This window comes from Pseudomonas sp. 5Vm1k (assembly GCF_056161485.1).
The window spans coordinates 112,865-139,052 of record NZ_JBSPCZ010000009.1; the positions used below are offsets into that span (position 1 = coordinate 112,865).

The 26,188-nt window shown below is 60.5% G+C and carries 24 protein-coding genes; 11 read left to right on the forward strand and 13 right to left on the reverse strand.

What is annotated here, in order from left to right; translation table 11 throughout:
- Positions 1 to 40 precede the first annotated feature (40 nt).
- Positions 41 to 1,369, reverse strand: a complete 1,329-nt coding sequence (gene miaB / locus ACWIKB_RS18905; RefSeq protein ID WP_163911539.1) for a tRNA (N6-isopentenyl adenosine(37)-C2)-methylthiotransferase MiaB — start codon at positions 1,367 to 1,369, stop codon at positions 41 to 43.
- Between the two features lie 134 nt (positions 1,370 to 1,503).
- Between miaB and ACWIKB_RS18910 the strand changes: the two genes are divergently transcribed.
- Positions 1,504 to 1,833 carry a DUF1820 family protein gene (locus ACWIKB_RS18910; RefSeq protein WP_045062075.1) on the forward strand — a complete coding sequence of 110 codons (330 nt, stop codon included), beginning with the start codon at positions 1,504 to 1,506 and terminating at the stop codon, positions 1,831 to 1,833.
- Between the two features lie 176 nt (positions 1,834 to 2,009).
- Here ACWIKB_RS18910 and ACWIKB_RS18915 read toward each other — a convergent pair whose 3' ends face one another.
- The 4 genes from ACWIKB_RS18915 to ACWIKB_RS18930 all read right to left on the reverse strand — a co-directional run bounded on the left by ACWIKB_RS18915 (position 2,010) and on the right by ACWIKB_RS18930 (position 5,557).
- Complete coding sequence (locus tag ACWIKB_RS18915) at positions 2,010 to 2,564, reverse strand: tetratricopeptide repeat protein (protein WP_475268780.1); 555 nt, start codon at positions 2,562 to 2,564, stop codon at positions 2,010 to 2,012.
- Between the two features lie 224 nt (positions 2,565 to 2,788).
- On the reverse strand, positions 2,789 to 4,072 hold the full coding sequence (gene hemL, locus ACWIKB_RS18920; RefSeq protein WP_403026059.1) for a glutamate-1-semialdehyde 2,1-aminomutase: 1,284 nt from the start codon (positions 4,070 to 4,072) through the stop codon (positions 2,789 to 2,791).
- A gap of 31 nt (positions 4,073 to 4,103) precedes the next feature.
- Positions 4,104 to 4,727 (reverse strand): thiamine phosphate synthase, encoded by a 624-nt coding sequence (thiE, locus tag ACWIKB_RS18925; RefSeq protein WP_475268781.1) that lies wholly within the window; start codon positions 4,725 to 4,727, stop codon positions 4,104 to 4,106.
- Positions 4,728 to 4,759: 32 nt separating this feature from the next.
- A complete protein-coding gene (locus ACWIKB_RS18930; RefSeq protein WP_027924276.1) occupies positions 4,760 to 5,557 on the reverse strand; it encodes a hydroxymethylpyrimidine/phosphomethylpyrimidine kinase in 798 nt (265 codons plus the stop codon).
- A gap of 371 nt (positions 5,558 to 5,928) precedes the next feature.
- On the opposite strand from ACWIKB_RS18930, the gene ACWIKB_RS18935 reads away from it, so the two are divergent.
- The 4 genes from ACWIKB_RS18935 (at position 5,929) to ACWIKB_RS18950 (ending at position 12,413) form a co-directional block, all read left to right on the forward strand.
- Positions 5,929 to 8,313, forward strand: coding sequence for a 7TM diverse intracellular signaling domain-containing protein (locus tag ACWIKB_RS18935; protein ID WP_475268782.1), 2,385 nt, complete (start codon positions 5,929 to 5,931; stop codon positions 8,311 to 8,313).
- 72 nt (positions 8,314 to 8,385) lie between these two features.
- On the forward strand, positions 8,386 to 10,032 hold the full coding sequence (locus ACWIKB_RS18940) for an acyl-CoA dehydrogenase family protein (RefSeq protein ID WP_475268783.1): 1,647 nt from the start codon (positions 8,386 to 8,388) through the stop codon (positions 10,030 to 10,032).
- Between the two features lie 174 nt (positions 10,033 to 10,206).
- The gene (gene amn, locus ACWIKB_RS18945) at positions 10,207 to 11,706 is read left to right on the forward strand and encodes an AMP nucleosidase (RefSeq protein WP_475268784.1); all 1,500 of its coding nucleotides are present in this window, start codon (positions 10,207 to 10,209) and stop codon (positions 11,704 to 11,706) included.
- A gap of 71 nt (positions 11,707 to 11,777) precedes the next feature.
- Positions 11,778 to 12,413 carry a pseudouridine synthase gene (locus tag ACWIKB_RS18950; RefSeq protein ID WP_475268785.1) on the forward strand — a complete coding sequence of 212 codons (636 nt, stop codon included), beginning with the start codon at positions 11,778 to 11,780 and terminating at the stop codon, positions 12,411 to 12,413.
- On the opposite strand, the gene ACWIKB_RS18955 is transcribed toward ACWIKB_RS18950, so the two are convergent.
- Both ACWIKB_RS18955 and ACWIKB_RS18960 read right to left on the reverse strand, forming a co-directional pair.
- Positions 12,408 to 12,614 (reverse strand): DUF2788 domain-containing protein, encoded by a 207-nt coding sequence (locus tag ACWIKB_RS18955; RefSeq protein WP_123404607.1) that lies wholly within the window; start codon positions 12,612 to 12,614, stop codon positions 12,408 to 12,410. The two genes, ACWIKB_RS18950 and ACWIKB_RS18955, sit on opposite strands and share 6 nt — an antisense overlap.
- A gap of 247 nt (positions 12,615 to 12,861) precedes the next feature.
- A complete protein-coding gene (locus tag ACWIKB_RS18960) occupies positions 12,862 to 13,341 on the reverse strand; it encodes an Lrp/AsnC family transcriptional regulator (protein WP_007937367.1) in 480 nt (159 codons plus the stop codon).
- Positions 13,342 to 13,789: 448 nt separating this feature from the next.
- Here ACWIKB_RS18960 and ACWIKB_RS18965 point away from each other — a divergent pair, with 448 nt between their 5' ends.
- Positions 13,790 to 14,884 carry a DUF6515 family protein gene (locus tag ACWIKB_RS18965; protein ID WP_475268787.1) on the forward strand — a complete coding sequence of 365 codons (1,095 nt, stop codon included), beginning with the start codon at positions 13,790 to 13,792 and terminating at the stop codon, positions 14,882 to 14,884.
- On the opposite strand, the gene ACWIKB_RS18970 is transcribed toward ACWIKB_RS18965, so the two are convergent.
- On the reverse strand, positions 14,881 to 15,774 hold the full coding sequence (locus tag ACWIKB_RS18970; protein ID WP_475268789.1) for a cation diffusion facilitator family transporter: 894 nt from the start codon (positions 15,772 to 15,774) through the stop codon (positions 14,881 to 14,883). The genes ACWIKB_RS18965 and ACWIKB_RS18970 overlap by 4 nt on opposite strands.
- Positions 15,775 to 15,804: 30 nt before the next feature.
- The gene (locus ACWIKB_RS18975) at positions 15,805 to 16,224 is read right to left on the reverse strand and encodes a polyribonucleotide nucleotidyltransferase (protein WP_475268791.1); all 420 of its coding nucleotides are present in this window, start codon (positions 16,222 to 16,224) and stop codon (positions 15,805 to 15,807) included.
- Between the two features lie 109 nt (positions 16,225 to 16,333).
- Here ACWIKB_RS18975 and hrpB point away from each other — a divergent pair, with 109 nt between their 5' ends.
- Positions 16,334 to 18,853, forward strand: coding sequence for an ATP-dependent helicase HrpB (hrpB, locus tag ACWIKB_RS18980; protein ID WP_475268793.1), 2,520 nt, complete (start codon positions 16,334 to 16,336; stop codon positions 18,851 to 18,853).
- An 8-nt stretch (positions 18,854 to 18,861) separates the two neighbouring features.
- Here the strand turns inward: hrpB and ACWIKB_RS18985 are convergent, their stop codons facing one another.
- The gene (locus tag ACWIKB_RS18985) at positions 18,862 to 19,752 is read right to left on the reverse strand and encodes a LysR family transcriptional regulator (protein ID WP_475268941.1); all 891 of its coding nucleotides are present in this window, start codon (positions 19,750 to 19,752) and stop codon (positions 18,862 to 18,864) included.
- A 119-nt stretch (positions 19,753 to 19,871) separates the two neighbouring features.
- Here ACWIKB_RS18985 and ACWIKB_RS18990 point away from each other — a divergent pair, with 119 nt between their 5' ends.
- Complete coding sequence (locus tag ACWIKB_RS18990; protein WP_475268795.1) at positions 19,872 to 21,305, forward strand: MFS transporter; 1,434 nt, start codon at positions 19,872 to 19,874, stop codon at positions 21,303 to 21,305.
- Here ACWIKB_RS18990 and ACWIKB_RS18995 read toward each other — a convergent pair.
- Positions 21,285 to 22,364, reverse strand: coding sequence for an endonuclease/exonuclease/phosphatase family protein (locus ACWIKB_RS18995; protein ID WP_475268797.1), 1,080 nt, complete (start codon positions 22,362 to 22,364; stop codon positions 21,285 to 21,287). The genes ACWIKB_RS18990 and ACWIKB_RS18995 overlap by 21 nt on opposite strands.
- Before the next feature lie 75 nt (positions 22,365 to 22,439).
- Positions 22,440 to 23,114 (reverse strand): YciC family protein, encoded by a 675-nt coding sequence (locus tag ACWIKB_RS19000; protein ID WP_475268799.1) that lies wholly within the window; start codon positions 23,112 to 23,114, stop codon positions 22,440 to 22,442.
- Positions 23,115 to 23,291: 177 nt separating this feature from the next.
- Between ACWIKB_RS19000 and ACWIKB_RS19005 the strand changes: the two genes are divergently transcribed.
- The 3 genes from ACWIKB_RS19005 to ACWIKB_RS19015 all read left to right on the forward strand — a co-directional run bounded on the left by ACWIKB_RS19005 (position 23,292) and on the right by ACWIKB_RS19015 (position 25,315).
- Positions 23,292 to 24,065: a DUF2076 domain-containing protein gene (locus ACWIKB_RS19005; RefSeq protein WP_475268801.1), complete on the forward strand. Its 774-nt coding sequence runs from the start codon at positions 23,292 to 23,294 to the stop codon at positions 24,063 to 24,065.
- A gap of 136 nt (positions 24,066 to 24,201) precedes the next feature.
- Positions 24,202 to 24,681 carry a LabA-like NYN domain-containing protein gene (locus ACWIKB_RS19010; RefSeq protein ID WP_054052625.1) on the forward strand — a complete coding sequence of 160 codons (480 nt, stop codon included), beginning with the start codon at positions 24,202 to 24,204 and terminating at the stop codon, positions 24,679 to 24,681.
- A gap of 22 nt (positions 24,682 to 24,703) precedes the next feature.
- On the forward strand, positions 24,704 to 25,315 hold the full coding sequence (locus tag ACWIKB_RS19015; protein ID WP_054052626.1) for a 3'-5' exonuclease: 612 nt from the start codon (positions 24,704 to 24,706) through the stop codon (positions 25,313 to 25,315).
- 340 nt (positions 25,316 to 25,655) lie between these two features.
- On the opposite strand, the gene ACWIKB_RS19020 is transcribed toward ACWIKB_RS19015, so the two are convergent.
- Positions 25,656 to 26,108 carry an Lrp/AsnC family transcriptional regulator gene (locus tag ACWIKB_RS19020; protein WP_475268804.1) on the reverse strand — a complete coding sequence of 151 codons (453 nt, stop codon included), beginning with the start codon at positions 26,106 to 26,108 and terminating at the stop codon, positions 25,656 to 25,658.
- Between the last annotated feature and the right edge of the window lie 80 nt (positions 26,109 to 26,188).

Below are 26,188 nucleotides of genomic sequence, written 5' to 3' on the forward strand. Positions count from 1 at the left end.
CCCTCGCCACAAAAGCCCGACATCCACGGGGTATGCGGTGTTATTGGATCAGCGAGCCCCGCAACGAGTGCGGCTGTGCGGCATCGATGTGTACGTCGGCGAACTGGCCGATCAGGGTTGGATTGTCGCAGCGGAAGTTGACGATACGGTTATTCTCGGTCCGGCCTTGCAGCTCGCCGGGGTCTTTTTTCGAATAATCGGTGACCAAAATGCGCTGGGTCGAGCCGACCATTTGTCGGCTGATCTCGAAACCCTGCTGGTTCAGGCGATGTTGCAGTGCGTTCAGACGTTCTTTTTTCAGTTCTTCCGGCGTCTCGTCGGCCAGGTCGGCGGCCGGAGTCCCCGGGCGCTGGCTATAAACGAACGAGTAGGAGAAGTCGAAACCGACGTCTTCGATCAGCTTCATGGTCTGTTCGAAGTCTTTCTCGGTCTCGCCCGGGAAGCCGACGATAAAGTCCGAGCTGATGCAGATCCCCGGCACGGCGGCCCGTAGCTTGCGCAGTTTGGATTTGTATTCCAGCGCAGTGTGGTTGCGCTTCATCGCTGACAGAATCCGGTCCGAGCCCGACTGCACCGGCAAGTGCAAGTGTTTCACCAGCTCCGGCACTTCGGCGTGGGCCTGGATCAGGCTGTCGGAAAATTCCAGCGGGTGCGACGTGGTGTAGCGAATCCGGTCGATGCCATCGACGGCGGCGACCACGCGGATCAGCTCGGCGAGGTCCGCCAGACGACCGTCGTGAGTGGTGCCGCGATAACCGTTGACGTTCTGCCCGAGCAAGGTCACTTCGCGCACACCGTTTTCAGCCAGGTGAATGATCTCTGCGATCACGTCATCGAATGGACGGCTGACTTCTTCACCGCGGGTGTAGGGCACCACGCAGAAGGTGCAGTACTTGCTGCATCCTTCCATCACCGACACATAGGCGCTCGGCCCGTCGATGCGTGGCTCGGGCAAATGGTCGAACTTTTCGATTTCCGGGAACGAGACGTCCACTTGCGGCAGCTTGGTGGCGCGAGCGGCGTCGATCATTTCCGGCAGACGGTGCAGGGTCTGCGGGCCGAACACCACGTCCACGTAGGGCGCGCGATCGCGGATGGCGGCGCCTTCCTGGCTGGCCACGCAACCGCCAACGGCGATCACCATGTCCGGGTTGGCGAGTTTCAGTTCGCGCCAGCGGCCGAGTTGGGAATACACCCGGTCCTGTGCGCGTTCGCGGATGGAGCAGGTGTTGAGCAGGATCACGTCGGCATCTTCAGCGCGAGCGGTGACTTCCAGGGCCTGATGTTCACCCAGCAGATCGACCATGCGCGAGCTGTCGTACTCGTTCATCTGGCAACCGTGGGTTTCGATGTAAAGCTTCTTGGCCATGGATAGGGTCATCACGTGATTCAAAGAACCGCGCATTATAGGGAACATGTCCCAAGGTTCCTACCGTTGTGCGTCCGGCGGCTATGCTATAGTTCGCGCCCTCATTTTTATCCCCAATGTGTTGCCCGCCCACCATGACCAAACGTGAAGCCCCAATCTACAAGGTGATTTTCCTCAACCAGGGCCAGGTGTACGAAATGTATGCCAAGCAGATCTATCAAAGTGATCTGTGGGGCTTCCTGGAAGTGGAAGAGTTCGTCTTTGGCGAGCGCACGCAAGTGGTCGTCGATCCGAGCGAAGAGAAACTCAAGGCTCAGTTCGAGGGCGTGGTGCGCAGTTTTGTGCCGATGCATTCGATTGTGCGCATCGACGAAGTCGAGCGCCTGGGCACGCCGAAAATCAGCGAAGCCCGCGGTGCGGTCGGCAATGTGATGCCGTTCCCGATGCCGATGCCTGATAAGTAAGTAGCGAATTTTTGAGGTGAGGAGCTTTCTGTGGCGAGGGAGCTTGCTCCCGCTCGGCTGCGAAGTAGTCGCAAAACCAGAGAGCGCGGTGTGCCAGACAAACTGTGGTTACAGGGTTTAGGGTCACTTCGCGGCCCAGCGGGAGCAAGCTCCCTCGCCACAGGGGCCCGCGTCGATCAGGGCAACGGCGAAAACGGCGTACGCCCATCCGCGCTCTGCAATTCCATCAAATATTTACGGAAGATTTGCCCCAGCACCTGGGTAGCGACTTCCAGATCTTCGCGGGGCATTTTCTCGGCGACTTCGTCGGCGGTGTCCAGCGCATCTTCTGCGCCGTTGACTGCGGCCATCTTCAGCACGATATACGCCTGAACGTTATTGGCCGGCACGCCTTCGCCGTGGAAGAACATGGTGCCGAGTTTGAATTGCGCCTGGGCGTGGCCTTGCAGGGAGGCTTTTTCGAAGAAGGCCAAGGCTTTATTGAGATCGCGCGGCGTACTTTTGCCGTCGTAGTAGAACTCACCCAACTCGTATTGCGCTTGCGCATCCCCTTCATCCGACGCTTTCTGGCAGGCGGCAAGCGCTTGCGTCAGGTCTTGCGGCTGAGTATTGAGGGTGCAGCGACCCATCGCTGGGATCAACAACGAGTTGCCGCCTGCTTGTGCGAGCGCGAGCAGGGGCTGAAGGAGCAACAGGCAGCCCAATGCAAGGGTGCGGCCGGTGCGGTTCATGGGAATCGACTTACCTCTGAAGGGCGCGCGGACCCATCGAGGGATCCAATAAGCGCGCATTATGAAATAAGCAGGGCCAACCTTACAAAGTCTTTACTCGTTTTTCTGCTGCGCGGGGAATATATCGCCCACTTTGCGAGAGATTGTTGGCACAAGGGTAGGAAAAGCGGCAGGAATGTAGGTGAAAGCTGACGCTGGCAATCGCCAACGTCAGCGGCACAGCATTATTTCAGTGCAGCAAAAGCACGTTCAGCAGCATCCAGCGTCAGTTTCAGCTCGGTTTCGCCGTGGGCGATCGAGGTGAAACCGGCTTCGAAGGCACTCGGCGCCAGGTAAACGCCACCTTCAAGCATCAGGTGGAAGAAGCGCTTGAACAGATTGGCGTCGCTGGACATCACGTCATCGAAGGTCACGATGTCGTCGGCACCACTGAAGTACAGGCCGAACATGCCACCCGCCTGAGTGGTCACGAATGGAATGCCTGCGGCATCGGCGCGCTGTTGCAGGCCGTCGAGCAGGCGGCTGGTGTAGTCGCTCAGCTCGGCGTGGAAACCCGGACGGCTGATCAGGCGCAAGGTGGTCAGGCCGGCGGCCATGGCCAGCGGGTTACCGGACAAGGTGCCAGCCTGGTAAACCGGACCCAATGGTGCGATGTGCGACATGATCTCGCGCTTGCCGCCGAAGCAACCCACCGGCATACCGCCGCCGATGATTTTGCCGAAGGTGCTCAGGTCCGGCGTCACGCCGAAATGCGCCTGGGCGCCACCGAGTGCCACGCGAAAACCAGTCATCACTTCGTCAAAGATCAGTACCACGCCGTGCTTGTCGCAAAGCGTGCGCAGGCCTTCGAGGAAACCCGGCGCCGGCGGTACGCAGTTCATGTTGCCAGCCACTGGCTCGACGATGATGCACGCCACGTCCTGGCCAACTTCAGCGAGCATGGTTTCCACGGCGTCGATGTCGTTGAACGGCAGGGTCAGGGTGTGTTTGGCGAAATCAGCAGGGACACCCGCCGAACTCGGCACGCCTTGGGTCAGCAGGCCGGAGCCGGCCTTGACCAGCAGGCTGTCGGAGTGACCGTGGTAGCAGCCTTCGAACTTGATGATCGCATCGCGGCCGGTGAAACCACGGGCCAGGCGAATCGCACTCATGGTCGCTTCGGTGCCGGAGCTGACCATGCGCACCATTTCCATCGACGGCACAATCGAGCAGACCAGATCGGCCATCTCGGTTTCCATGGCAGTCGGGGCGCCGTAGGACAAACCGTGTTCCAGCTGTTTACGCACGGCGTCCAGCACATCCGGATGGCTGTGGCCGAGGATCATCGGGCCCCAGGAGCCAACGTAATCGACATAACGCTTGTCGTCTTCGTCAGTGACGTAGGCGCCTTCCGCGTGTTTGAAGAACAACGGCGTGCCGCCAACGCTCTTGAACGCGCGAACCGGCGAGTTCACGCCACCGGGAATGTGTTTTTGGGCATCGGCAAACAGGGTTTCGGAACGAGACATGATCGGGCTCTCAAATCGGATTTTAAGCTACTTAAATAGAAAGCAGTTCGTTGAAGGCGCGGGCGCGGCGGGTCACTTCAGCCGTGCTCTCGGCGCCAAACAGGCCATGGACAACGGCCAGCAGATCGACCCCATGGGCCACCAGCGGCGCGGCGTTTTCCAACGTGATGCCGCCAATCGCGCAGATCGGCAGGTGCAGTTTGCTGCGGGCCTGGTCGAGCAGGTCGAGGCTGCACGTCGGGGCGCCGGGTTTGGTGTTGGAGTTGAAGAAGCGGCCGAAGGCGACGTAACTGGCGCCTTCCTTGGCGGCTTGTTCGGCGAGTTCGAGTTGCGCGTGGCAGGTCGAGCCGATGATCGCTTGGCGGCCGAGCAGCGCGCGGGCCGGGGTCAGCGGGCCGTCGGTCTGACCCAGGTGCACGCCGACGTTCAGGCGTGCGGCCAGTTCGGCGTCGTCATTGATGATCAGCTGAGTCTTGTAACGATCACACAAATCCCGCAGGGCTTCAGCCTCACGCAGGCGCCGGGCTTCGTCGCTGCTTTTGTCGCGGTATTGCAGCAGAGTGACGCCGCCTTCCAGCGCCGCCTCCACGTACGAAAGAAATTTACCGGCCAGTAACTGGCTGTCGGTAATGGCGTACAGGCCACGTAGTTTCATCGGGCAAGCCTCTGCGCTACACGCATCAAAAGTTACGAACAGAAATCCAGCGGCAGGCGGCGCGGCACGAACTGGCCTTTGCCCAACTGCTCGGCATCACGCAGGGTGCGCCACGTGTAGTTAAGCGCGGTCTGCACGGCGCTGGCGAGGTTTTCACCTTGGGCCAGACGACCGGCCAGGGCGCTGGCCAGGGTGCAACCGGAACCGTGATAACTGCCGGGCAAACGCTGGCAGGTGAAGGTTTCGCGGCGACCGTCGCGGCTGTACAGGCGATTGTGGATTTCGTGTTCGTCGCCATGGCCGCCGGTGATCAGCAGGTGTTTGACGAAGGGCAGGAGTTTTTCAGCGCACTCGTCCGCGGTGCCTTCGGGCAGTTCGGCAAGGATGCGGGCTTCGGGAAGGTTGGGGGTGGCAATGATCGACAGCGGCAGCAGGCGTTCGCGCATGGCGTAGCCGACTTCGTCCTTGCCCAGGCGTCCGCCACCACCGGCGCGCAGCACCGGGTCGCAGACCACTGGCAAATGCGGGTGCGCCGAGAGCAGTTCGACAACGGTGTCGACCATTTCCAGGGAACCGAGCATGCCCAGTTTGACGGCCGCGACTTCGGAGTCGTTGAGCACGGCATTGGCCTGGGCCAACACCCACTCACGGTCGAGGACGCGGAAGTCAGTGACGTTGACCGTGTCTTGCACGGTCAGGGCAGTGACGGCCGGGGCCGCATGACAACCCTGGGCGAGCAGGGCTTCGATATCTGCCTGCAAGCCGGCGCCACCACTTGGGTCGTGGCCGGAGAGACAGAGGACAACGGGGCGAGAGCTGTAGATATTCATGGTGCGCGAGCTTACCACCAAACATGTTTTTTCGGTGCTTGCGCACATCGGTGGCGTTTATTGGAAGATCAAAAGATCGCAGGCTTCGCCAGCTCCTGCACAGACCACGAGCGGACCGGAAACTGCAGGAGCTGCCAAAGGCTGCGATCTTTTTGTCACATTCTGACCAAGCCAACAGCTCTATCTCAATGCATAGCGCTGGAACGCCCGTTCTAGAGCCTCTGTAGTAAAAATTTCAATGGTGCTCAATGGCCATCAACGGCTATGCTAGAGTGGATCCAAACCAATAACAGGTAATACCGGTTTTACGTCTACTCAAAGGGAATGGGGGGGCTTCCTGACACAACCGGACAGGCCACGCTGGGGCTTAAATGCGCTATTTGCTGATGTTGCTGTTGTGCTTGCCCCTCCTGGCGAGCGCCGTTGAATTTGACGAATTCACCCAGAGCCTTCCCCTGGGTCGAACCATGCAGGTGTACGAAGACGCGGGTGGTCAGGCGACCATCGCCGATGTCCGTGCGCAAGCTGCCGCCGGAAACTTCAAACCCCACGATAAAGCCACCCTTAACGCCGGTTACTCGCGTTCGGTGTTCTGGCTGAAAATCGACCTGCACTACCGCCCGACCAATCCGCAGGCGCAACGCACCTGGTTGCTGGAACTGGCCTATCCGCCTCTCGATCACCTTGATCTGTATTTGCCCGATGCCGAGGGTGACTATCAACTGATCCGCCGCACCGGTGACGCACTGCCGTTTGCCAGCCGCGAGATCCGCCAGAACAACTACCTTTTCAACCTGAACTTCAAGCCCGATCAGGCGCAAACCGCGTACCTGCGCCTGCAAAGCGAAGGCTCGATCCAGGCGCCGGTGACGTTGTGGTCAAGCACCGCTTACCTCGAAGAGCAGCCAGTTCGCCTCTATGTGCTGGGGCTGATCTATGGCGTGTTACTGGGGATGGTGGTCTACAACCTGTTCATCTACCTCAGTGTGCGCGACACCAGTTACCTCTATTACATCTTCTATATCGCCTCGTTCGGCTTGTATCAGCTGTCGGTGAATGGCGCGGCGGTAGAGTATTTCTGGCCGAACAACCCTTGGTGGGCCAACGCGGCGACGCCATTCTTCATCGGTTGCGCCGGATTGTTCGGCAGCCAGTTCGCTCGCAGCTTCCTGCAAACCGCGCAACACAGTCGCTGGCTCGATCGATTGTTATTGGCGTTGATCGCCTTTGGCGCGGTGGTGGTCGGGCTGTCCTTGATGACCAGTTACGCACTCGCCTTACGCCTGGCAACGACCCTGGCGTTGATCTTTACCGTGGTGATTTTTGCCGCCGGTATCTTCGCCTGGGCACGCGGCTTGCGGGTGGCGCGTTATTTCATCATCGCCTGGTCGGCGTTTTTGCTCGGCGGCGTCGTCAATACGCTGATGGTGCTGGGTTACCTGCCGAACGTGTTCCTGACCATGTACGCCAGCCAGATCGGCTCGGCGATCGAAGTGGCGCTGCTGTCCCTGGCACTGGCTGATCGCATCAACGCCATGCGTGAGCAACAAGCGCAAACCCTGTTCGACGCCGGGCAGAAGCTTGAAGTGCTGAACCAGCAACTGGCTCGCAGTAACAAGCTCAAGGATGAATTCCTCGCGACCCTGACCCACGAACTGCGCACGCCGATGAACGGGGTGATCGGTTCGCTGGAATTGATGCAGACCGTCGAAATGGACCCGGAGCTGGAGCAATATCAGCAAACCGCCGCCGGTTCGGCGCGGGACATGATGCGCATGGTCAACGGCATCCTCACCCTGACCGAATTGCAGGCCGGCAAACTCAAAGCTTATCCGGACACCTTCAGCTTGCGCGGCGTGGTCGATGCCTTGCGGGTGCAGTTCGAGGGCAATGCGTCGAGCAAGTCGCTGGACCTCAAGGTCGAGGTGACGCCGGGGCTGGCCGATCGCCTGCTCGGCGACAGCAGCAAACTGGCGCAATGCCTGGAATGTCTGCTGGATAACGCCATCAAGTTCACCCGGGTCGGCGGCGTCGCGCTACGGGTGACGGGCAAGACGACAGAGGAGGGGCGCCTGGCCCTGTCGTTTGCGGTGATCGACACCGGTATTGGTTTTACCGATCTGGGGGAGGCGACGATGTATCAGCGTTTCTTCCAGCTCGACGGCTCGATGACCCGCGAATACGGCGGTCTGGGCGTTGGCCTGGCGATTTGTCGGCAATTGGTCGAATTGCTCGGCGGGCGCCTGACCCACCGCTCCGAACCGGGGCGTGGCAGTCGCTTTCAGCTGGATGTCGAGGTTGATTTGCCCGTGGTGGAGCGCGCGCCTGCGCCCTTGATGTCTCGGGATACCCCGCGTTTGCGTCTGCCGCAGGACTGCACGGTGCTGCTGGTCGATGACAACAGCATCAATCAACTGGTCATGCGTGGGATGTTGCTCAAGCTCGGTTTCCGGGTGCGATCCGCCGACAGCAGCGCGGCCGCACTCGATCATTTGCAACGTGAAACCTTCGATGCGGTGGTGCTCGATTGTCAGCTGCCATCTCAGGACGGCGCGTCCCTCTGCTGCCAGATCCGCGGCTTGCCGGGGTGTGCCGAGGTACCGGTGTTCATGGTTGCGCAGAGTATTGATCGGGAACACTGCCCGACGGGCGCACTGATCGACTACCTGAGCAAACCGGTTAAATTCGAGGATTTGCAGGCGGCGCTTTATCGTCGGGTGCTTTGTCCGAAACAAGGTGAAAGCGCCGACATTTAGGCGGGTATGACACTTTGTTCAGCCAGGGGGCGGTGCTTAACTGAATGCCTGGCTGTCCAAAGGAGCCCCGTCATGAACCTGCATCAGTTCGCCGAAACCCACGAAGTCACCAACCAGCCACCGTCGCTGGACGGCACCAATCTCTACCGTATCGACCTGCCGTTGCAGGAGTGGTCGCGACGTTTTGGTGCCGGTTGGGCCGAGTCGCGGATTGACGCCTACGGCGCTCTGGCCGGCGGGCCGCTGATGGAGGCCGGGTTCCTGGCCAATCAAAACAAACCGGTATTCGTCAGCCATGACCGTTATGGCCATCGCATCGATCTGGTGGAATTTCACCCCGCCTATCACGAACTGATGCGTACGGCGGTCGAGCATGGTTTGACCTCGTTGCCATGGGCGCATCCACAATCTGGCGCGCATGTCGCCCGCGCCTCCATGTCTTACCTGCACAGCCAGGCCGAGGCCGGCAGCGGTTGCCCGCTGACCATGACTTTCGCCAGTGTTCCAGCGATGCGCCTGCAACCGAATCTGGCCGAGCAATGGCTGCCGAAAATCCTCGCCACCGAATACGACCCGCGTAACGTCGGCATGGCCCACAAGGCCGGCGTCACCATCGGCATGGCCATGACCGAGAAACAGGGCGGCACCGACGTGCGGGCCAACACCACCAAGGCGTATCCGGTTGGCGCCAGCGGTCCGGGCCAGGCGTATGAACTGGTGGGGCACAAGTGGTTCTGTTCGGCGCCGATGTGCGATGCGTTCCTGACCCTGGCCCAGACCGACAAAGGCCTGACCTGTTTTCTGCTGCCGCGCCATCGCCCGGACGACACGCGCAATCAGTTCTACATCCAGCGCCTGAAAAACAAACTCGGCAATTGCTCCAACGCCTCCAGCGAAGTCGAGTTCCGTGGCGCGCTGGCGTGGATGATCGGCGAAGAAGGCCGGGGTGTGCCGACCATCATCGAGATGGTCGCCATGACTCGCTTCGATTGCATGGTCGGCTCCAGCGCGCTGATGCGCCAGGCCCTGACCCAGGCCAGCCATCACTGCGCCCATCGCATGGTCGGCGGCAAGCTGCTGAGCGAACAACCGTTGATGCAGAACGTCCTGGCCGACCTGGCCCTGGAAAGCGAAGCCGCCCTCGCACTTAGTCTGCGCATGGGCAAGGCGCTGGATCATCTGGATGACAGCCACGAAGCCAAATTCGCCCGGCTGGTGACGGCGGTGGGCAAATACTGGATCTGTAAGCGTGCCCCCGGGATGATCAACGAAGCCGCCGAATGCATGGGCGGCGCCGGTTATGTCGAAGAAAGCATCCTGCCGCGCCTGTACCGTGAGGCGCCGGTGAATTCGACGTGGGAAGGTTCCGGCAACGTGCAATGCCTCGATGTGCTGCGGGCGTTGTCGAAAGAGCCGGGCGTGCTGGATGTGCTGTTCAGCGAGTTGGGCGATGGGCATGGCGATAAGCGTCTGGCGGCGCACATCACGCAATTGCAGGCAGCGTTCAAGGACACCAGCGACATTCAATACCGCGCGCGGCAGTTGACCGAAGATATTGCGTTGGGGCTTCAGGCCAAGTTGTTGCTGGAGGCGGGGAATGCGGCGGTGAGTGATGGGTTTATCGCCAGTCGTCTCGGTTCCGCCGGTCGGGTGTATGGCGCGTTGCCGCGAGGGTTGGATGTTGAAGCGATCGTTGCCCGGTCAACTCCGCACCTGTAATCGCCACCGAACCCCTGCGGGAGCGGGCTTGCTCGCGAATTGGGTGTGTCAGTCGAAATCAATGTGGCAGACCCACCGCCTTCGCGAGCAAGCCCGCTCCCACAAGGGATCTGTGGTGATCAGGGCATTTGTATCAGCACACCACTGTTCCCGTCCGACGACGATGCAGGCAAGATGAAGGTCTGCAAGTCAGAACACAGGAAGCTGATCGTGACCGAAGCGTTTATTGTTGTTCAAACCGCCGAACAAGCCGTAGACCGGCTCGCCGCCCTGCATGAGCAGGCTACCTCTGCGCTGAATCAGGCGCTCAAGCGTTACCTCAAGGATCGAGTCGAACCGGACGCCGAGCAGCGTGCGATGTTTCGTTATCCCGAATTGCGCCTGACCTACCTTTGTCAGGGCGAAGTCCCACAGACAACCCGCGCGTACGCCAAGGTCCAGTTACCTGGAACCTACAGCGTTACCGTCACCCATCCGGCGGCGTTTCGTAAATACCTGCTGGAACAACTGGTGCCGTTGATGCACGACTTCACCGTTACGGTGGAAGTCGGCGTGAGCCAGCAGAACATTCCGTATCCGTACGTGGTCGAGCAAGGCGATGAACTGGCCGGCTCCGGCGTCACCGCAGCGACGCTGGCGCGGGTGTTCCCGAGTACCGACCTGTCCGCCGCCACCGACGGTATCGCCGATGGCTTGTACGATTGGGAAAACACCGATCCGCTGCCCCTGGCCCTGTTCGATGCGGCACGGGTGGATTTCTCCCTGCGCCGTTTGGTGCATTACACCGGCAGCGACTGGCGGCATGTGCAGCCGTGGATTCTGCTGACCAACTACCACCGCTACGTCGACCAGTTCATCGTCCATGGTCTGGAACAGTTACGCAGTGATCCGCGTTTTGTGCGCATGATCTTGCCGGGCAACGTGATCATCGAAAAGAGCATGGATCACGGCGAAGCCTCGGCGATTGCCGCTGGCGTGGTCTGGCACCGCTACCAGATGCCGGCTTATCACCTGATCGCCAGCGATGGCCACGGCGTGACCCTGGTGAACATCGGCGTCGGCCCGTCCAACGCCAAGAACATCACCGACCACCTGGCCGTGTTGCGTCCGCATTGCTGGCTGATGATCGGCCACTGCGGCGGCCTGCGTCAGTCCCAGACCATCGGCGACTACGTACTGGCCCACGCTTATATGCGTCGCGACGGGATTCTCGACCGGGTCGTGCCGCCGAACATTCCAATCCCGGCCCTGGCCGAAGTGCAGATGGCGTTGCAACAAGCAGCGGCCAACATCACTGGCGAGAAGGGCGACGAGCTGAAGAAACGCCTGCGCACCGGCACCGTGCTGACCTACGACGACCGTAACTGGGAATTGCGCTGGGCCCAGGAGCGGCCGTTGATCAACCTGTCCCGCGCCGTGGCGGTGGACATGGAAAGCGGCACCATCGCCGCTCAGGGTTATCGCCTGCGGGTGCCGTATGGCACGTTGCTCTGTGTTTCGGACAAACCGTTGCACAGCGAAATCAAGCTGCCGGGTTCGGCCAACGCGTTCTACGAGCGTGCGGTCAGCCAGCACTTGAAGATCGGCATCGAAGCGGTGGATCTGTTGCGCACCGAACTCAACTCGTTGCACTCGCGCAAACTGCGTAGCTTCGACGAGCCGCCGTTCCGCTAATCGTTGCGATGGTCATTTAGCGGTCAGGGCACTAGCATTAGCAGCCCTGACCGTTAGATGTTCCCTTTCCCATGTCTCGTCCTCCACGTCCCGTTTCCCGCCGCCCTGGCGCGAATAGCCCGCAAGCCGCCCCGCGCCGTGTCGCCAAAGCGCCACCGGCCGAACCGAAACTTATTCTGTTCAATAAACCGTTCGATGTGCTGACGCAATTCAGCGACGGAGAAGGGCGGGCGACGCTCAAGGATTACATCGAAATCCCCGGGATCTATCCGGCCGGGCGACTGGACCGCGACAGCGAAGGTTTGCTGCTGCTGACCAACGACGGTCAGTTGCAGGCGCGGATCGCCGACCCGAAACACAAACTGGCCAAGACCTATTGGGTACAAGTGGAAGGCGAACCGAGCGCCGAGCAGTTGCAGCGCTTGCGCGATGGCGTTGAGCTGAACGACGGCATGACCTTGCCCGCCGAAGCACGACAGCTTGGAGAGCCGGAGCTGTGGCCGCGCAACCCGCCGGTGCGCTTTCGCAAAAGCGTGCCCACCACTTGGCTGGAGCTGGTGATTCGTGAAGGTCGCAACCGTCAGGTGCGGCGCATGACCGCGGCAGTCGGCTTGCCGACGTTGCGTCTGGTGCGGGTCAGAATCGGCGACTGGACGATCGAAGGGCTCGATCAGGGCCAGTGGAAGGAAGTGCCAGCGCGGTTATGACTGGTTTTCGATGTACGCGATGACCACGCTTTTGATGATGAACGCGAAGATCCCCAGGCCCAGCACAAAGAACAGAATCATGGTGCCGAACTTGCCAGCCTTGGATTTCTTCGCCAGATCCCAGACGATGAAACCCATGAAAATGATCAGGATGCTGACCAGGCCAGTCATCATCCACTCTTCGAATACTGCAGGATCCATCGAACATCTCCAGCGCGGGCGGGGCTAAAAGGGCGGGGCGAGTATACGGCACGGTGAGTTGGTCAGGCATTGACCTGCGGCAGTGTGTCGCGGTCATTCGTCGCCTGTGCCGGCCCTGTAGGAACTGGTAGGAGTTGGTAGGAGCTGTCGAGTGAAACGAGGCTGCGATCTTTTGATCTTATTTTTAAAAATCAAAATCAAAAGATCGCAGCCTCGTTTCACTCGACAGCTCCTACAAATGTCGTCCTCAGCTACGCAGATGCGTCAACGGCAACTCAGTACTGTTCAACACCTGATTCAACACAAAACTCGACCGCACACTGGTAACGCCCTCAATCCGGGTCAAATGCCCCAGCAGCAGTTTCTGGTAGTGATCCATGTCCGGCACCACCACCTTGAGCTGATAATCCGCATCCATCCCCGTCACCAGGCTACATTCCAGCACCTGCGGCAAGGTCCGAATCGCCGCTTCGAAATTTTCGAAACGCTCGGGCGTGTGGCGGTCCATCCCTATCAATACGTAGGCCGTGAGGCTCAGGCCGAGCATCTTGCGGTCCAATAGGGCCACCTGGCGCGAGATGTAGCCGTCGTCTTCCAGCTGTTTGACCCGGCGCGAACAAGGTGAAGGTGACAGGCCGATGCGTTCGGCCAGCTCCTGGTTGGAGATGCGCGCGTCACGCTGCAATTCCGCCAAAATGCTCAGGTCGTAACGGTCGAGTTTGCTCATCAATCAATCCTTTGTCGTAACTATTGCGGAGGATTATCTATCCAGGGTTAAAAATTGCGCAAGTGATGTTTATTTGAGCAATCTTCGCAATCCTCTGTCGGCGGCCCAGGCCTATTCTTATTACCAGAATCACTGCTCGGACAAACAGTCCACAGCGACTCGCCCAATCAGGCCAGTCGCGGCCGCCACCCCCACCGGGGATGTGCCGGCCCCCGAGCTACACACTGTCCAGAAGACGGCGTGAGGTGAGCCGACGTCATAAGCGTCGAGCACGGACGAAGTTCTCAAAGGGAGGCCGACGGGTCTCCCTTTTTTATTGCCCGGAATTTTTCACGGCCCTGAATAAATGTCTCTCAATAAATAAGTTGCGTGACTGATAACCTGTTGCAGAACCGGCCTGTGCTTTCCCAGTCTTATGTACAAGCCCTAACCCGCAGTGAGGAAGAGCATGAAGTCGCGCATCTGGCGTTTGGCCGGTGTTGGTTTGCTGTGTGTAAGTGTCAGCGCGCAATCGCTCGCCGATGATCAGGAAAGTCGCAACCCTAATGGCGGGCAGCGTGGGCCGGAGCATCAGGGGAATAATCAGGGCCATGGTGGCAATAATCAGAATCAGCCTCGTCCGCAGAATAATCCGCAGCAGAACCAGCCGCGGCCTCAAAACAATCCGCAGCAGAATCAACCGCGTCCGCAGAACAACGAAATCATTCGTGGCGAAAACAGTCACCAGTTCGAGCACAACGGCCAGAACCAGAACGGCGGCCAATGGCAGAACCGCCAGCCTCACGACGCCAACACACAAGTTCGACCTGCGCCACCACCGCCACAATTACCGGCCAATAGCCTGCCAATCCAGGGCCGGCCCGACACCGTGCGCCAGACCCAGGAACCTCGGTACGGTAACTATCAGGACATACCGCGGCGCAACGATAACAACCAGCACTGGCAGAACGGCAACCAAGGCCAGCGCCCCGATGACCATCGCTGGGCAGGTCGCCCGAATGGGCACGGTAATGGATGGGGCCCTGGCCCGCAGTACCGTCCCGGCCAGATGATCGATCGCTTCCCGGACCGCAACTTCCGCGTGCCATACCGTGGCCAGGATTACTTCTTCTCCGGCGGCTATTGGTATCGCCCGCAAGGTCCGCGTTATGTGGTGGTGCAGCCGCCGCGCGGGATTCGCGTGCACTACATGCCCGATTACGCACGAGAAGTGTGGATCGGCGGTGCGCTGCTGTTCCTTGCGGCAGGCTCTTACTACGCCTACGAAGAAAGCACTCAGGATTATGTCGTGGTCGAGCCGCCAGTCGGCGCTCCGCAACCGCAACCGACCAGCAACGGCATCGACGTGACGGCGTATCCCGCCAACGGTCAATCGCCGGAGCAAGTCGCTCAGGATGGTTACGAGTGCTCGCAATACGCGGTGCAGCAGAGTGGCTTCAATCCACAAACCGCGACGTACCAGCCTGATCCTTCAGTCGTGCAAGCCTACCGTCAGGCCCAGGGCAACTGCTTGAGCAGCCGCGGTTATCAGGTGTCCTTCTAGGCCTTGGCCGCCAGCACCACTTCCTGCGGGTCGGCGTGCACCAGCACTTCGGCTCGCGGGTAAGCGGCGTGAATCGCATCGGCGGCTTGATCGCTGATGCCATGCGCAACTGACAGGGTCAATTCCCCCGGCAACTCCAGGTGCAACTGCACGAACCAGTGGTTGCCGGAAATCCGCGTGCGCAAATCATGCGCGCCCAATACTCCAGGCACACCGCAGGCGAGTTCCAGCATGTGCTGGCTGACATCCGGCGGCAGCTCTTCATCCATCAGCACCGCAAAACTCTCCCGGGCGATCTGCACCGCGCTCCAGAGGATGTACACCGCAATCCCCAGACCGAACCAGGCATCCAGCGAATGCCAGCCGAACCCGGCCAGCACCAGCGCCACCAGGATGCTTCCATTGAGCATCATGTCGGAGCGGTAATGCAGGGAGTCGGCGCGCACGGCATTGGAGCCCGTTTCGCGGATCACCCGGTGTTGCAGCGTCAGTAACGCGAGGGTCAGTGCGAGTGAGAAAACGATCACTCCGATACTGATCCACGGCGCACCCACCGGTTCCGGATGCTTCAACCGATCGAACGCCTGAAAGGCAATCAACACCGCACTGCCACCGATGAACAGCGCCTGGGCCATGCCCGACAGTGACTCTGCCTTGCCGTGGCCGTAACGATGATCGTCATCGGCCGGGCGCAAGGCGTAATGCACCGCCAGCAGGTTAAGCAGCGAGGTGATGCCGTCGAGTGCCGAGTCGGTCAGCCCGGCGAGCATGCTCACCGAACCGCTCAACCACCAGGCAATGGCTTTGGCGATGATTAACGTGCAGGCCACCGCCACGGAGGCGCGGGTCGCCAGCCGTAGCAGGCGAGCGTGTTCGAGGCTGGTGGTCATAGGTGCGGCAGTTCCTTTAAGTGCACGGATTTACGCGGCAGGTTGCAGGCCGAACATGGCCAGTTGCTGGGTGCTGCCCTTGTGCTGGATCAGGCGTGGGTCGTCCAGCGGGAAGCTGCGGCCCAGTTCGGTTTCCAGAATAGTCTGCAGCTTGCGGTTATCGACCTGGCCGTCCGGGCCGATCGCTTCCTTGAGTTTTTCCGGCGCCACCTGGGCAGTCTTGCCCGGCTCGAAATAAATTGCGCCCGTGGCGAAGTCGACGGCAAACGCGATCAGGCCGGGAACGATGTAGAACAGCAGGCCCACGGCATCGAGCACCGCGATGGCCGGGTCGACCTTGCCATCAATCTGACCGCGACGGTCAGGGTAGAAAATCGAACCGCAGGCGGTCACCTGGGTCAGCAGGGTAGCGACCAGAACACCGCCAATCAGGCGAAAGGGGATACGCATATGAAATCTCCTGGGTCATTTGAAAACGAATGGGCGTCTATATGAATTAGGACTGTGATTAACGCCAGACAGTTCGCCGTTATACTCGCGGCTCTGTTTGGGAGCCAGCATGATTTCTTTGCCGATCGATGAAGTTTTACCCGCCCTGCGTGAAGCCTTGGCGACACGCCATGAAGCCGTGCTCGAAGCACCGCCCGGTGCCGGTAAAACCACCCGTGTGCCGTTGGCCTTGCTCCACGAGCCGTGGCTGGCCGGGCAAACGATTCTGATGCTGGAACCCCGTCGCTTGGCGGCGCGTGCGGCGGCGGAGCGTTTGGCCAGTGAGCTGGGCGAGAAGGTTGGGGAAACCGTCGGCTATCGGATTCGCCTCGACAGCAAAGTCGGCCCCAACACCCGCATTGAAGTGGTCACCGAAGGTATCCTGACCCGGCGCTTGCAGGATGATCCCGCGCTGGATGGCGTGGGCTTGCTGATCTTCGACGAATTCCACGAGCGCAGCCTCGACGCGGATCTGGCGCTGGCCCTGAGCCTCAATGGCCGAGAGCTGTTCCGCGAAGATCAGCCACTGAAAATCCTCTTGATGTCTGCAACGCTGGAAGGCGAACGCCTGGCCGGGTTGCTCGATGATGCGCCAATCCTGCGCAGCGAAGGGCGCATGTACCCGGTGGCGATGCGCTGGGGCCGACCGTTTCAGCCCGGTGAATTTATCGAGCCGCGCGTGGTGCAAACCATCCTCGAAGCCTTGAACGATGAAACCGGCAGCGTGTTGGTGTTCCTGCCGGGGCAGGCGGAAATCCGTCGCGTGCATCAGCAATTGATCGATGCGCTGGGCGAGAGCACGCAGGTTCTGCTTTGCCCATTGCACGGCGAACTCGACCTGGCCGCGCAACGCGCCGCGATTGATCCGGCACCTGCCGGCAAGCGCAAAGTGGTGTTGGCCACCAACATCGCCGAGACCAGCCTGACCATCGATGGCGTGCGCGTGGTGATCGACGCCGGGTTGGCGCGGGTGCCGCGTTTCGACCCGGGCAGCGGCATGACTCGTCTGGACACCCAGCGCATCTCCCGCGCCAGCGCCACACAACGTGCCGGCCGGGCAGGGCGCTTGGAGCCGGGTGTGTGTTATCGCCTGTGGTCGCAGGATCAGCATGAACAACTGGCGGCGTATGCCAGTGCGGAAATTCTTTCGGCGGACCTCGCCGGGCTGGCGTTGCAACTCGGTCGTTGGGGCGTAACACCGGGCCAACTGGTGTGGCTCGACGTGCCGCCCGTCGCCGCTTATGCACAGGCTCAGGATCTGCTCGAACGCCTCGGTGCACTGGACGGCGAAGCGTTGACCCGTCACGGCCAGGCCATGGCCGAGCTGCCGGCGCATCCTCGTATCGGGCATTTGCTGTTGCGCGGCCAGGCATTGGGGTTGGCGGACATGGCGTGCGATGTCGCGGCGCTGCTGGGCGAGCGCGACATTTTGCGCGGCGCCGGCGCCGATTTGCACAGCCGATTGGTGCTGCTATCCGGCGAAGAGCGCGCCGCTCGCGGTGCCCAGGGTGGCGTGCAACGGGCCCGGCAACTGGCGCGGCAGTATCGTGGTTACTTGCGCGGTAAAGCCTCAGAGCCGGTCAGCGATCCCGAGCATCCGCGCTGGCTCGGGGCGCTGCTGGCGTTGGCTTATCCGGATCGGGTTGCGCAACAGCGCCGGGCCGGTGGCGCGGAATATCGTCTGGCCAATGGCCGGGCAGCATTGTTCGCCGAGGCCGACAGTTTGATGAAGCAGCCCTGGCTGGTGATCGCCGACCTCGGCAGTCGCCAAGGCCAGCGCGAAGAACGGATTTACCTGGCGGCGGATTTCGATCCGACGCTGTTCGATTCAGTCCTGGCCGAGCAGGTGCGTTGCGTCGATCAACTGGATTGGGACGAGCGCGAAGGCGTATTGCGGGCCGAGCGTCAGCGCAAGGTCGGTGAGTTGATCCTCAGCCGCGAACCTTTGACCGGGCTCGACGAAACCGCGCGCAGCCAGGCACTGGTGAATCTGGTGCGACGCAAAGGCCTGGAGCTGTTGCCGTGGACCCCGGAGCTGCGTCAGTGGCAAGCGCGAGTCGCGTTGTTGCGCCAGTTGGACCTGGGCGCCAAAGGTGAAAGTGAATGGCCGGATGTCAGCGACGCCGCGCTACTCAAAAGTCTTGAGCATTGGTTGATGCCGTACCTGGGGAAAGTCTCGCGGCTCAGTCACTTCGCCAGTCTGGACCTGTCGAGCATTGTGCATAACCTGTTGCCGTGGCCATTGCCGCAACGGCTGGACGAACTGGCGCCGCACCATTTGAGCGTGCCGTCCGGGTCATCGATCCGGCTGGATTACAGCGAGCAACCGCCGATTCTGGCGGTGCGTTTGCAGGAGCTGTTCGGCCTGGCCGAAACCCCGCGCATTGCCGGCGGCCGGCAAGTGGTCAAGCTGCATTTGCTGTCCCCGGCGCGGCGGCCGGTGCAGGTGACTCAGGACCTGGCGAACTTCTGGCGCAGCACCTACGCCGAGGTGAAGAAGGATTTGAAGGGGCGCTATCCCAAGCACTACTGGCCGGATGATCCGTTGGTGGCTGAAGCGACGGCGCGGATTAAACCGCGCAAACCTTAAGCAGATTCCTACTGACTGCATACCTCCCGGATGCATCCCCGTAACCAGCGATGCGCAGGGTCCGCATCCATCCGGGGATGCCAGAGCATGGACACCGTGATCTGAGGCGTCGGGAACGGAAGGGCAAAGCGATGCATGCCGTCGCAGAGGTTTCCGACGTGCCGTTCCGGTACGGTCGCGACCAGGTCTGAAGCCCGCGCGAGAGCCAGTGCAGCGGAGAAACCACCCACGACGGTGATGATTTCTCGCTCCAGCCCCAGCAGGGCCAGGGCGTCATCCATGGCGCCTTTATTGTCTCCGCGGCGCGAAACGAGGATGTGCTTTTCTGCCGCATAACGGGCCGCGGTTATCTCGCCTTTGCTCAGCGCGTGCCCCCTGCGCACAACGCCAGTGAATTGGTCCCGGAACAGCATCTGGGTGCGTATCTCCGGGCTGGTCGATTCACCGATCACTCCCGTTTCCAGATCGACCATCGCGTTGCGCAGCAGGGTGCTGTCCTTGTTCAATTTTTGTACGAAGTTCAGCCGTGCATGAGGCGCCTCCTCAAGAAGGCGAGCGATAAGCCGTGGCCCGAAATTCTCAACGAAGCCATCACTGGTCCGCAGTGTGAAGGTTCGAACGAGTTGGTTGAGTTCGAGTTGTTCGGTAGGGCGCAGCATGGTCAGCGCCTCCTGCACCAGTACGCCGACGCGCTCTCGCAGTTCCAGTGCACGGGGCGTGGGGACCAGGCCCCGGCCAGCCCTGACCAACAGTGGGTCACCGGTCGTCTCACGCAAGCGCGCCAGTGCCCGACTCATGGCCGATGGGCTCAGCCGCAAGCGCCGGGCCGCGCGCGCCACACTGCCTTCCGCTAGCAATACATCCAGCGTGATCAGTAAATTCAGATCGGGTAGCGACATGCGGGCGTCCTTCTCATAGGTGGCGTCGGGTGCACGGATAAAGTGCAAACGGTGCGCCTTCCGCCATAGTAGGCAGGGGCTTAGCCTGTGGACAAGCCCATTCCCGGAGTCCTCAGACAATGAAGACCAGCCCTACGTCCATCATGGAAATTGCAGCAGCAAAGGCACCTTCGGCTCGAGGTGCGCTGGCCAGCCTTTCATTGTCGATGCTGTTGTCCTCGCTCGGCACCAGCATCGCCAATGTCGGTTTACCCACATTGGCCGCGTCGTTCTCAGCTTCCTTCCAGGACGTCCAGTGGGTGGTCCTTGCCTACCTGCTGACCATTACCGCACTGATCGTCAGCGTTGGACGGCTCGGTGACCTCATCGGCCGTCGACGTCTGTTGTTGATCGGGATTTCTCTGTTCTCGGCCGCCTCGATCCTCTGCGCCGTTGCGCCTGCTCTCGGGTTGCTGATTGCCGCCCGGGCCTTACAAGGGGCCGGCGCAGCCATCATGATGGCGCTGACCATGGCGTTTGTGGGGGAGGCGGTTGCCAAGGAAAAGGTGGGCAGCGCCATGGGTGTGCTGGGCACGATGTCGGCGATTGGCACCTGCCTTGGTCCCAGCGTCGGCGGTGTGCTGATCACCAGTGTCGGTTGGCAGGCCATTTTTCTGATCAATGTACCGTTGGGTGTTCTGGCGATATGGCTCGCGTATCGATTTTTGCCGGTTGATCGTCGGGAGGTGAAGGCCGATCGAAGAGGCTTCGACCCTCTCGGCACACTGGTGCTGGTTCTGACGCTCCTGGCCTATGCCCTCGCAATGACCCTCGGGCGCGGTCATTTCGGCCTGCTTAATACGGCGCTGCTGTTGGTTGCGTTGCTTGGCGTGTATGTGTTTGTGTTCGTCGAAAAAACCACGTCGTCGCCCTTGGTCAAATTGGCGATGTTTCGCAATCCTGTGCTGAGCGGCGGTTTCGCCACGAGCACCCTGGTGACCACCGTTGTCATGGCGACAATGGTGGTGGGGCCGTTTTATCTTTGCGGCGCGTTGGAGCTGAACGCCGCGAGTGTTGGGCTCGTGATGTCGACCGGTCCGCTGGTCGCTGCATTGACGGGTGTGCCGGCAGGCCGGATGGTCGACAAACTGGGGTCGTATCGATCAAGCATCATCGGCCTCATGGCCATGGCGGCGGGTTCTCTGATCCTGCCCGTCGTGCCAATAAGTGTCGGCGTGTTGGGTTACATCCTCCCGCTGGCAGTCATCACCGCCGGGTATGCGCTGTTTCAAGCGGCCAACAATACGGCCGTCATGACCAACATTCAGCCGGAACAGCGCGGTGTCATTTCCGGTTTGCTCGGCCTGTCGCGCAATCTGGGACTTATCACTGGCGCCTCGGTGATGGGCGCCGTGTTCGCGCTAGGATCGGCGAGTGCCGACATTTTGCGAGCCACGCCTGAGGCTATTGCGATGGGGATGCGGACGACGTTTGCTGTCGCCGCTGCACTCATCGTTGTGGCCATTGCCATTGGCGTTATCAGCCAGATCGTTTCACGGCGCAGCGGGCAGTAAAAACCGCGCAATCACCGGCAGATGATCGGAAATTCGCAACGTGTCGTCCTGCCTTACCGAAGCCTCGACGCGTTTGATCCGCGGGCTGTAGAACAAGTAGTCAACAGTCCGGTCCGGGCCGTTCAAGCCTGGGTCGTTCGGGTAATGGGTCAGCCACTGCGCCCGATTGACACCGCTGGCTTCATCGTTAGTGGGGATCATCGGGTATTTATCCCACAGCACATGCAGGGCGCTGTCGGCGGAGTAGGGCGTGCGTTGCTCGGCGGGCAGGCGTCGGTACTGGCCCAGCGGCAAGAGATTGAAATCCCCACCAATCAACCACGGTGTGCCACGGCTTTCGTACTTGTCGAGGACCTTGGCCACTGCGGTTACCTGCGCTTGCAAGGTATCGTCGGGTTGGCGGACGCGGTCCAGATGGGTGTTGAGCACCGCGATCTGCCCGCCATCGCTCAACGGCAGATAGGTCACCAACAAGGCGTTCTTCGGCTTGAACTGACGGCTGATGAAATTGGCGGACGCCACGGGTAATTGCAGGCGCTCGGCATGTTCGACCTGATAACGGCTCAGGGTTGCCAGTTGCCGGCCGACGCTGCCGAAGATATGCGGTTCAGGAACGAAGTCGGCTTTCCAGTCGAAGGCGTGAGCGCTGCAGGGATAAAGGTCGGCGACCCGCTCCTGCAACAGCTTGAGCTGATCCTGATAATCGCTGGCCTTGGCCCCGTCATCGAGTTCTTGCAGCAGCACGATGTCCGGTTGCTCGTCGCGAATCACCCGCGCCACTTCATCGAGGCTGAAGGCCATGTCTTCGAGCGTGGGGCTTTCGTCGTCACCCTGGGCCAGGTCGTTCCAGAACACATAGCGTTTGCCCGCCAAGTACTGGACGTTCCAGGTCATCACCTTCAAGGCTTGGCCGGGCACCAGGGTCGGAGCCTTGGCGTTGCAACTGACCGGCAACACTTCCTTGGCGTCGGGCCGCCAGGTCGCGCTGTAGATCAGCACGGCGACGAGCCCTAGGATAATCAGCAAGCCCAGCAGGGTGTAGCGCAGTAGACGGGTCATTGGCTCGGCTTATAGCGTTACAAAGATGACCCCGAGCATACCCGAGAGCGGCACCCGCGCCCAAGGGTAGAGCGGTCAGGCAGGTCTGTCGTTTTTGTCGGTCACTTCACTGATCAACATGAACAGGCGAAACAGCACCACGCTGGTGAACAGTTGGAGGAAGCTGTGGGCGCTGTCGATCAGCAGGCCGAGCACCGGGTTCTGTGGCTCCGGGTAGATCTCCAGGCTGGCACCTTTGAGCAACCACAGTGGCGCCATCACCGCCAGAATACACACCAGGATGCGCAGGAAATGGCCGCGGGTCAGGCGCAGGCTTTCCTTCATCGCCGCCAGCGGGGACAGGCCCCGCAGCACCAGCAGGTACTCGGCGAATGCCAGCGTCACCATCAGCCAGATGCCCGGCAGGAAATATAACGCCAGGCCCAGCAGAATCAGCAGCGTATTGAGGGCCGTGAGCAGGGCGAAGCGCGGCCACAGGGAAGCGGAAGTGGCGAGCAGGTCGCGGATGCGCGGCGATTCGCCACGGCTGCGCGCGTCGAGAAACAGAATCAGTGCAGCGGTGTACAGCGGATACACCAGCAATCCGACGATGACGCTGTAACCGGGAAAATCGTCCGGTCCGGTGCTGTTATCCACCAGTTGTTGCAAGAACGCTTCGAGAATGACCAACGGCAGGCACAGCTGCACGATCTGGCCCAGATTGCGCTTGAAGAAATACAAGGAGTCACGCAGCACATCGAACGGATTCATCAGTCGGTATCGCAGGTTAAAAGCAGTCGCTCACTTTAACCGATGAAGCGCTGGGGGGCGCAAACGTAAACGTTCGGTAAAGAGCATTGAAACATCCTGTATCAGCCCCATAACTGATAGGCACCTTATCCACCGTGGATGAGGGCAACGATATTCCCGGCAATCTACGAGGTCGCCATGAACAGCGAAGAACAAACCCTGATCGATGGACTGTTTTCCCGGCTGCAACAGGCCGAAACGGATTCAGCCCCGCGTGACGCCCAGGCCGAGGCGCGGATCAAGGAGCATCTGACTCGCCAGCCCGCCGCGGGCTATTTCATGACCCAGGCGATTCTGGTGCAAGAGGCTGCGATCAAAAGCCTCGACGAACAGAACAAGCAGCAAGCCCAGCAAATCCAGCAATTGCAGGCTGAATTGCAACAGGTCAAGGCTTCCGCGCCGGCCCCAAGCAGCGGCGGCTTCCTGTCGAGTATCTTCGGCGGCGGCTCCCGCGATTCGCAGTCTGCGCCGACGCAAAGCCCGCCACCCTCAACCGGTGGCTGGCGTGAACCGGCTCGGCCGTCGTTCAATTCGCAACCACCACAGCAGAACTTCGGTGCGCCGCAACAGAATTACGGCGCCCCGCAACAAAACTACGCGCCACAACAGCAGGCACCGGTCGGTAGCGGCTTCCTCGGTGGCGCACTGAAAACCGCAGCCGGCGTGGCCGGTGGCGTGATGCTGGCAGAGGGCATCAGCAGCCTGTTCCGCGGCCATCAGCAGCCGCAGGAAATCGTCGAAGTCATCAAGGAAGAGCCGGCCCAGGTCAACGACCACAGCGGCAACGACTGGAATAACGACCAGAACGTGGCCGGTAACGATTCCAACGACCAAGGCAATTTCACTGACGCTGACTACAGCGATGACAGCTCATCGTTCTTCGGCGGCGATGACGACGATTCCTTCGTCTGACCCACCACTCGTCCGGGGTGTACAAACGCCCCGGGCCGATTATTCGCGGAACAATCCTTCAGGCTGGCATACTGGGCGACTTTTCGGGCCTAGTGCCGGATTCAAGCCTGCGCCTGTGCGCCATGAGGGAAATGCGATGAAGAAAATCGCAGTGTTCGCCGACGTTCAAAACCTCTATTACACCGTGCGTCAGGCCTATGGTTGCCACTTCAACTATGCCGCGCTGTGGGCTGACATCAGCAAACAGGGCGAAATTGTCGAGGCGTATGCCTACGCCATCGATCGTGGTGACAGCAAGCAGCAGCAGTTCCAGCAGATCCTGCGCAACCTCGGCTTTATCGTGAAGCTCAAGCCGTACATCCAGCGCAGCGATGGCTCGGCCAAAGGCGATTGGGACGTGGGCATCACCCTCGACATCATGGACGCCGCCGACCATGTCGACGAAGTGGTGCTGGCCTCCGGCGACGGTGATTTCGATATGTTGCTGGAGCGCATCATCAGCAAGCACGGCGTGCAAGCGGTGGCTTACGGCGTGCCGGGTTTGACCGCCAACTCGCTGATCCGCGCCGCCAGTCGCTACGTGCCGATTGAAGGCGCGTTGTTGCTCAAGAATTGATTTTTACGGAGTTGAAACAGGTTTGGAACGCATAGCAGTCATCGACTTTGAAACCACCGGGATCTCCCCGAGCAGCAGCTGCCGGGCCACGGAAATTGCCGTGGTGATCCTTGAACAGGGGCGCATCGTCGAGCGTTACCAAAGCCTGATGAACGCTGGCGTGCGCGTGCCGGCCTTCATCGAACAACTCACCGGCATCAGCAACGCCATGCTGCGCACCGCGCCGTCGGCCGAGCAGGTGATGAACGAGGTGAACGAGTTCGTCGGGATCACACCGTTGCTGGCTCACAACGCCGCGTTCGACCAGAAGTTCTGGGATTTTGAACTGGGCCGGATCAAGCGTACGCGGTTACAGAACTTTGCGTGTTCGCTGTTATTGGCCCGTCGGTTGATGCCTGCTGCGCCGAATCACAAACTCGGGACGCTCACCACTTTCGCCAGTCTGCCCAACACCGGCAAGGCTCACCGGGCCATGGCGGATGCGGAAATGGCCGCCAACCTGACGACGCACTTGGCAGAGCAACTGCGCCAGCAGCATGGGTTGCGTGAGTTGTCGCATGATCTGCTGGTCAGCTTGCAGAAAGTGCCGGCGGCGAAGATCAACGAACACCTGAAACGCCATCGCGGGTTCTGACTGACACCCCAACAATCCCCTGGCACAACACAAATCCCCTGTGGGAGCGGGCTTGCTCGCGAAGGCGTCGGCACATCCAACATCTATGTGACTGACAGACCGCCTTCGCGAGCAAGCCCGCTCCCACATTGGATCTCCTGCGGCCTGCTGCATTGGCGGACAGAAGATATGCCGTGTTTGCTAGGCGCCGGATATAGCGGCGTTCGCGGATTCTGACAGCACCGCTGAGCCCCTGTAGGAGCTGTCGAGTGAAACGAGGCTGCGATCTTTTGAATTTGCTCTTTAAAAACAAGATCAAAAGATCGCAGCCTCGTTTCACTCGACAGCTCCTACGGGATCGCTATTTGCCGTTTCCTTCCAACTGCCCCAACGGCACCCGCTTTTCTATCGCGCTCGACAGCACAATCGATGTCTTGCTGAAGCCAAACTTGGCAATGCGATTGATCAACTCTTCCAGCTCCGGCATCGACCCCACCGCCGCTTGCATGATCACGCACGGATCACCGGTCACCCGATGGCACTCAGTCAATTGCGGGATTTTGATCAAATCGTCGTAGGTTTTCTGGTTGCCGTGCTGGTTCAGGCGCAGTTCGATCACGCACTGGATCGGCAGGCCAATCTTGGACATGTCGACCGTCGCCTGGTAACCGGTGATGACCCCGGATGCCTCAAGCTTGGCCACGCGCTCGGCCACGGCCGGGGCGGAGAGATTCACTTTGCGCGCCAGTTCGGCGTAGGACGCTCGACCGTTTTCCAACAGGGCGCTGAGGAGCATGCGGTCGTACTTGTCCATCGTGGGGATTCCTGAAAATGACATGACTTTCGAAAGCACGGTTTATCGCGTTTATGTCCGTGCTTTGAAAAGTGTACCGG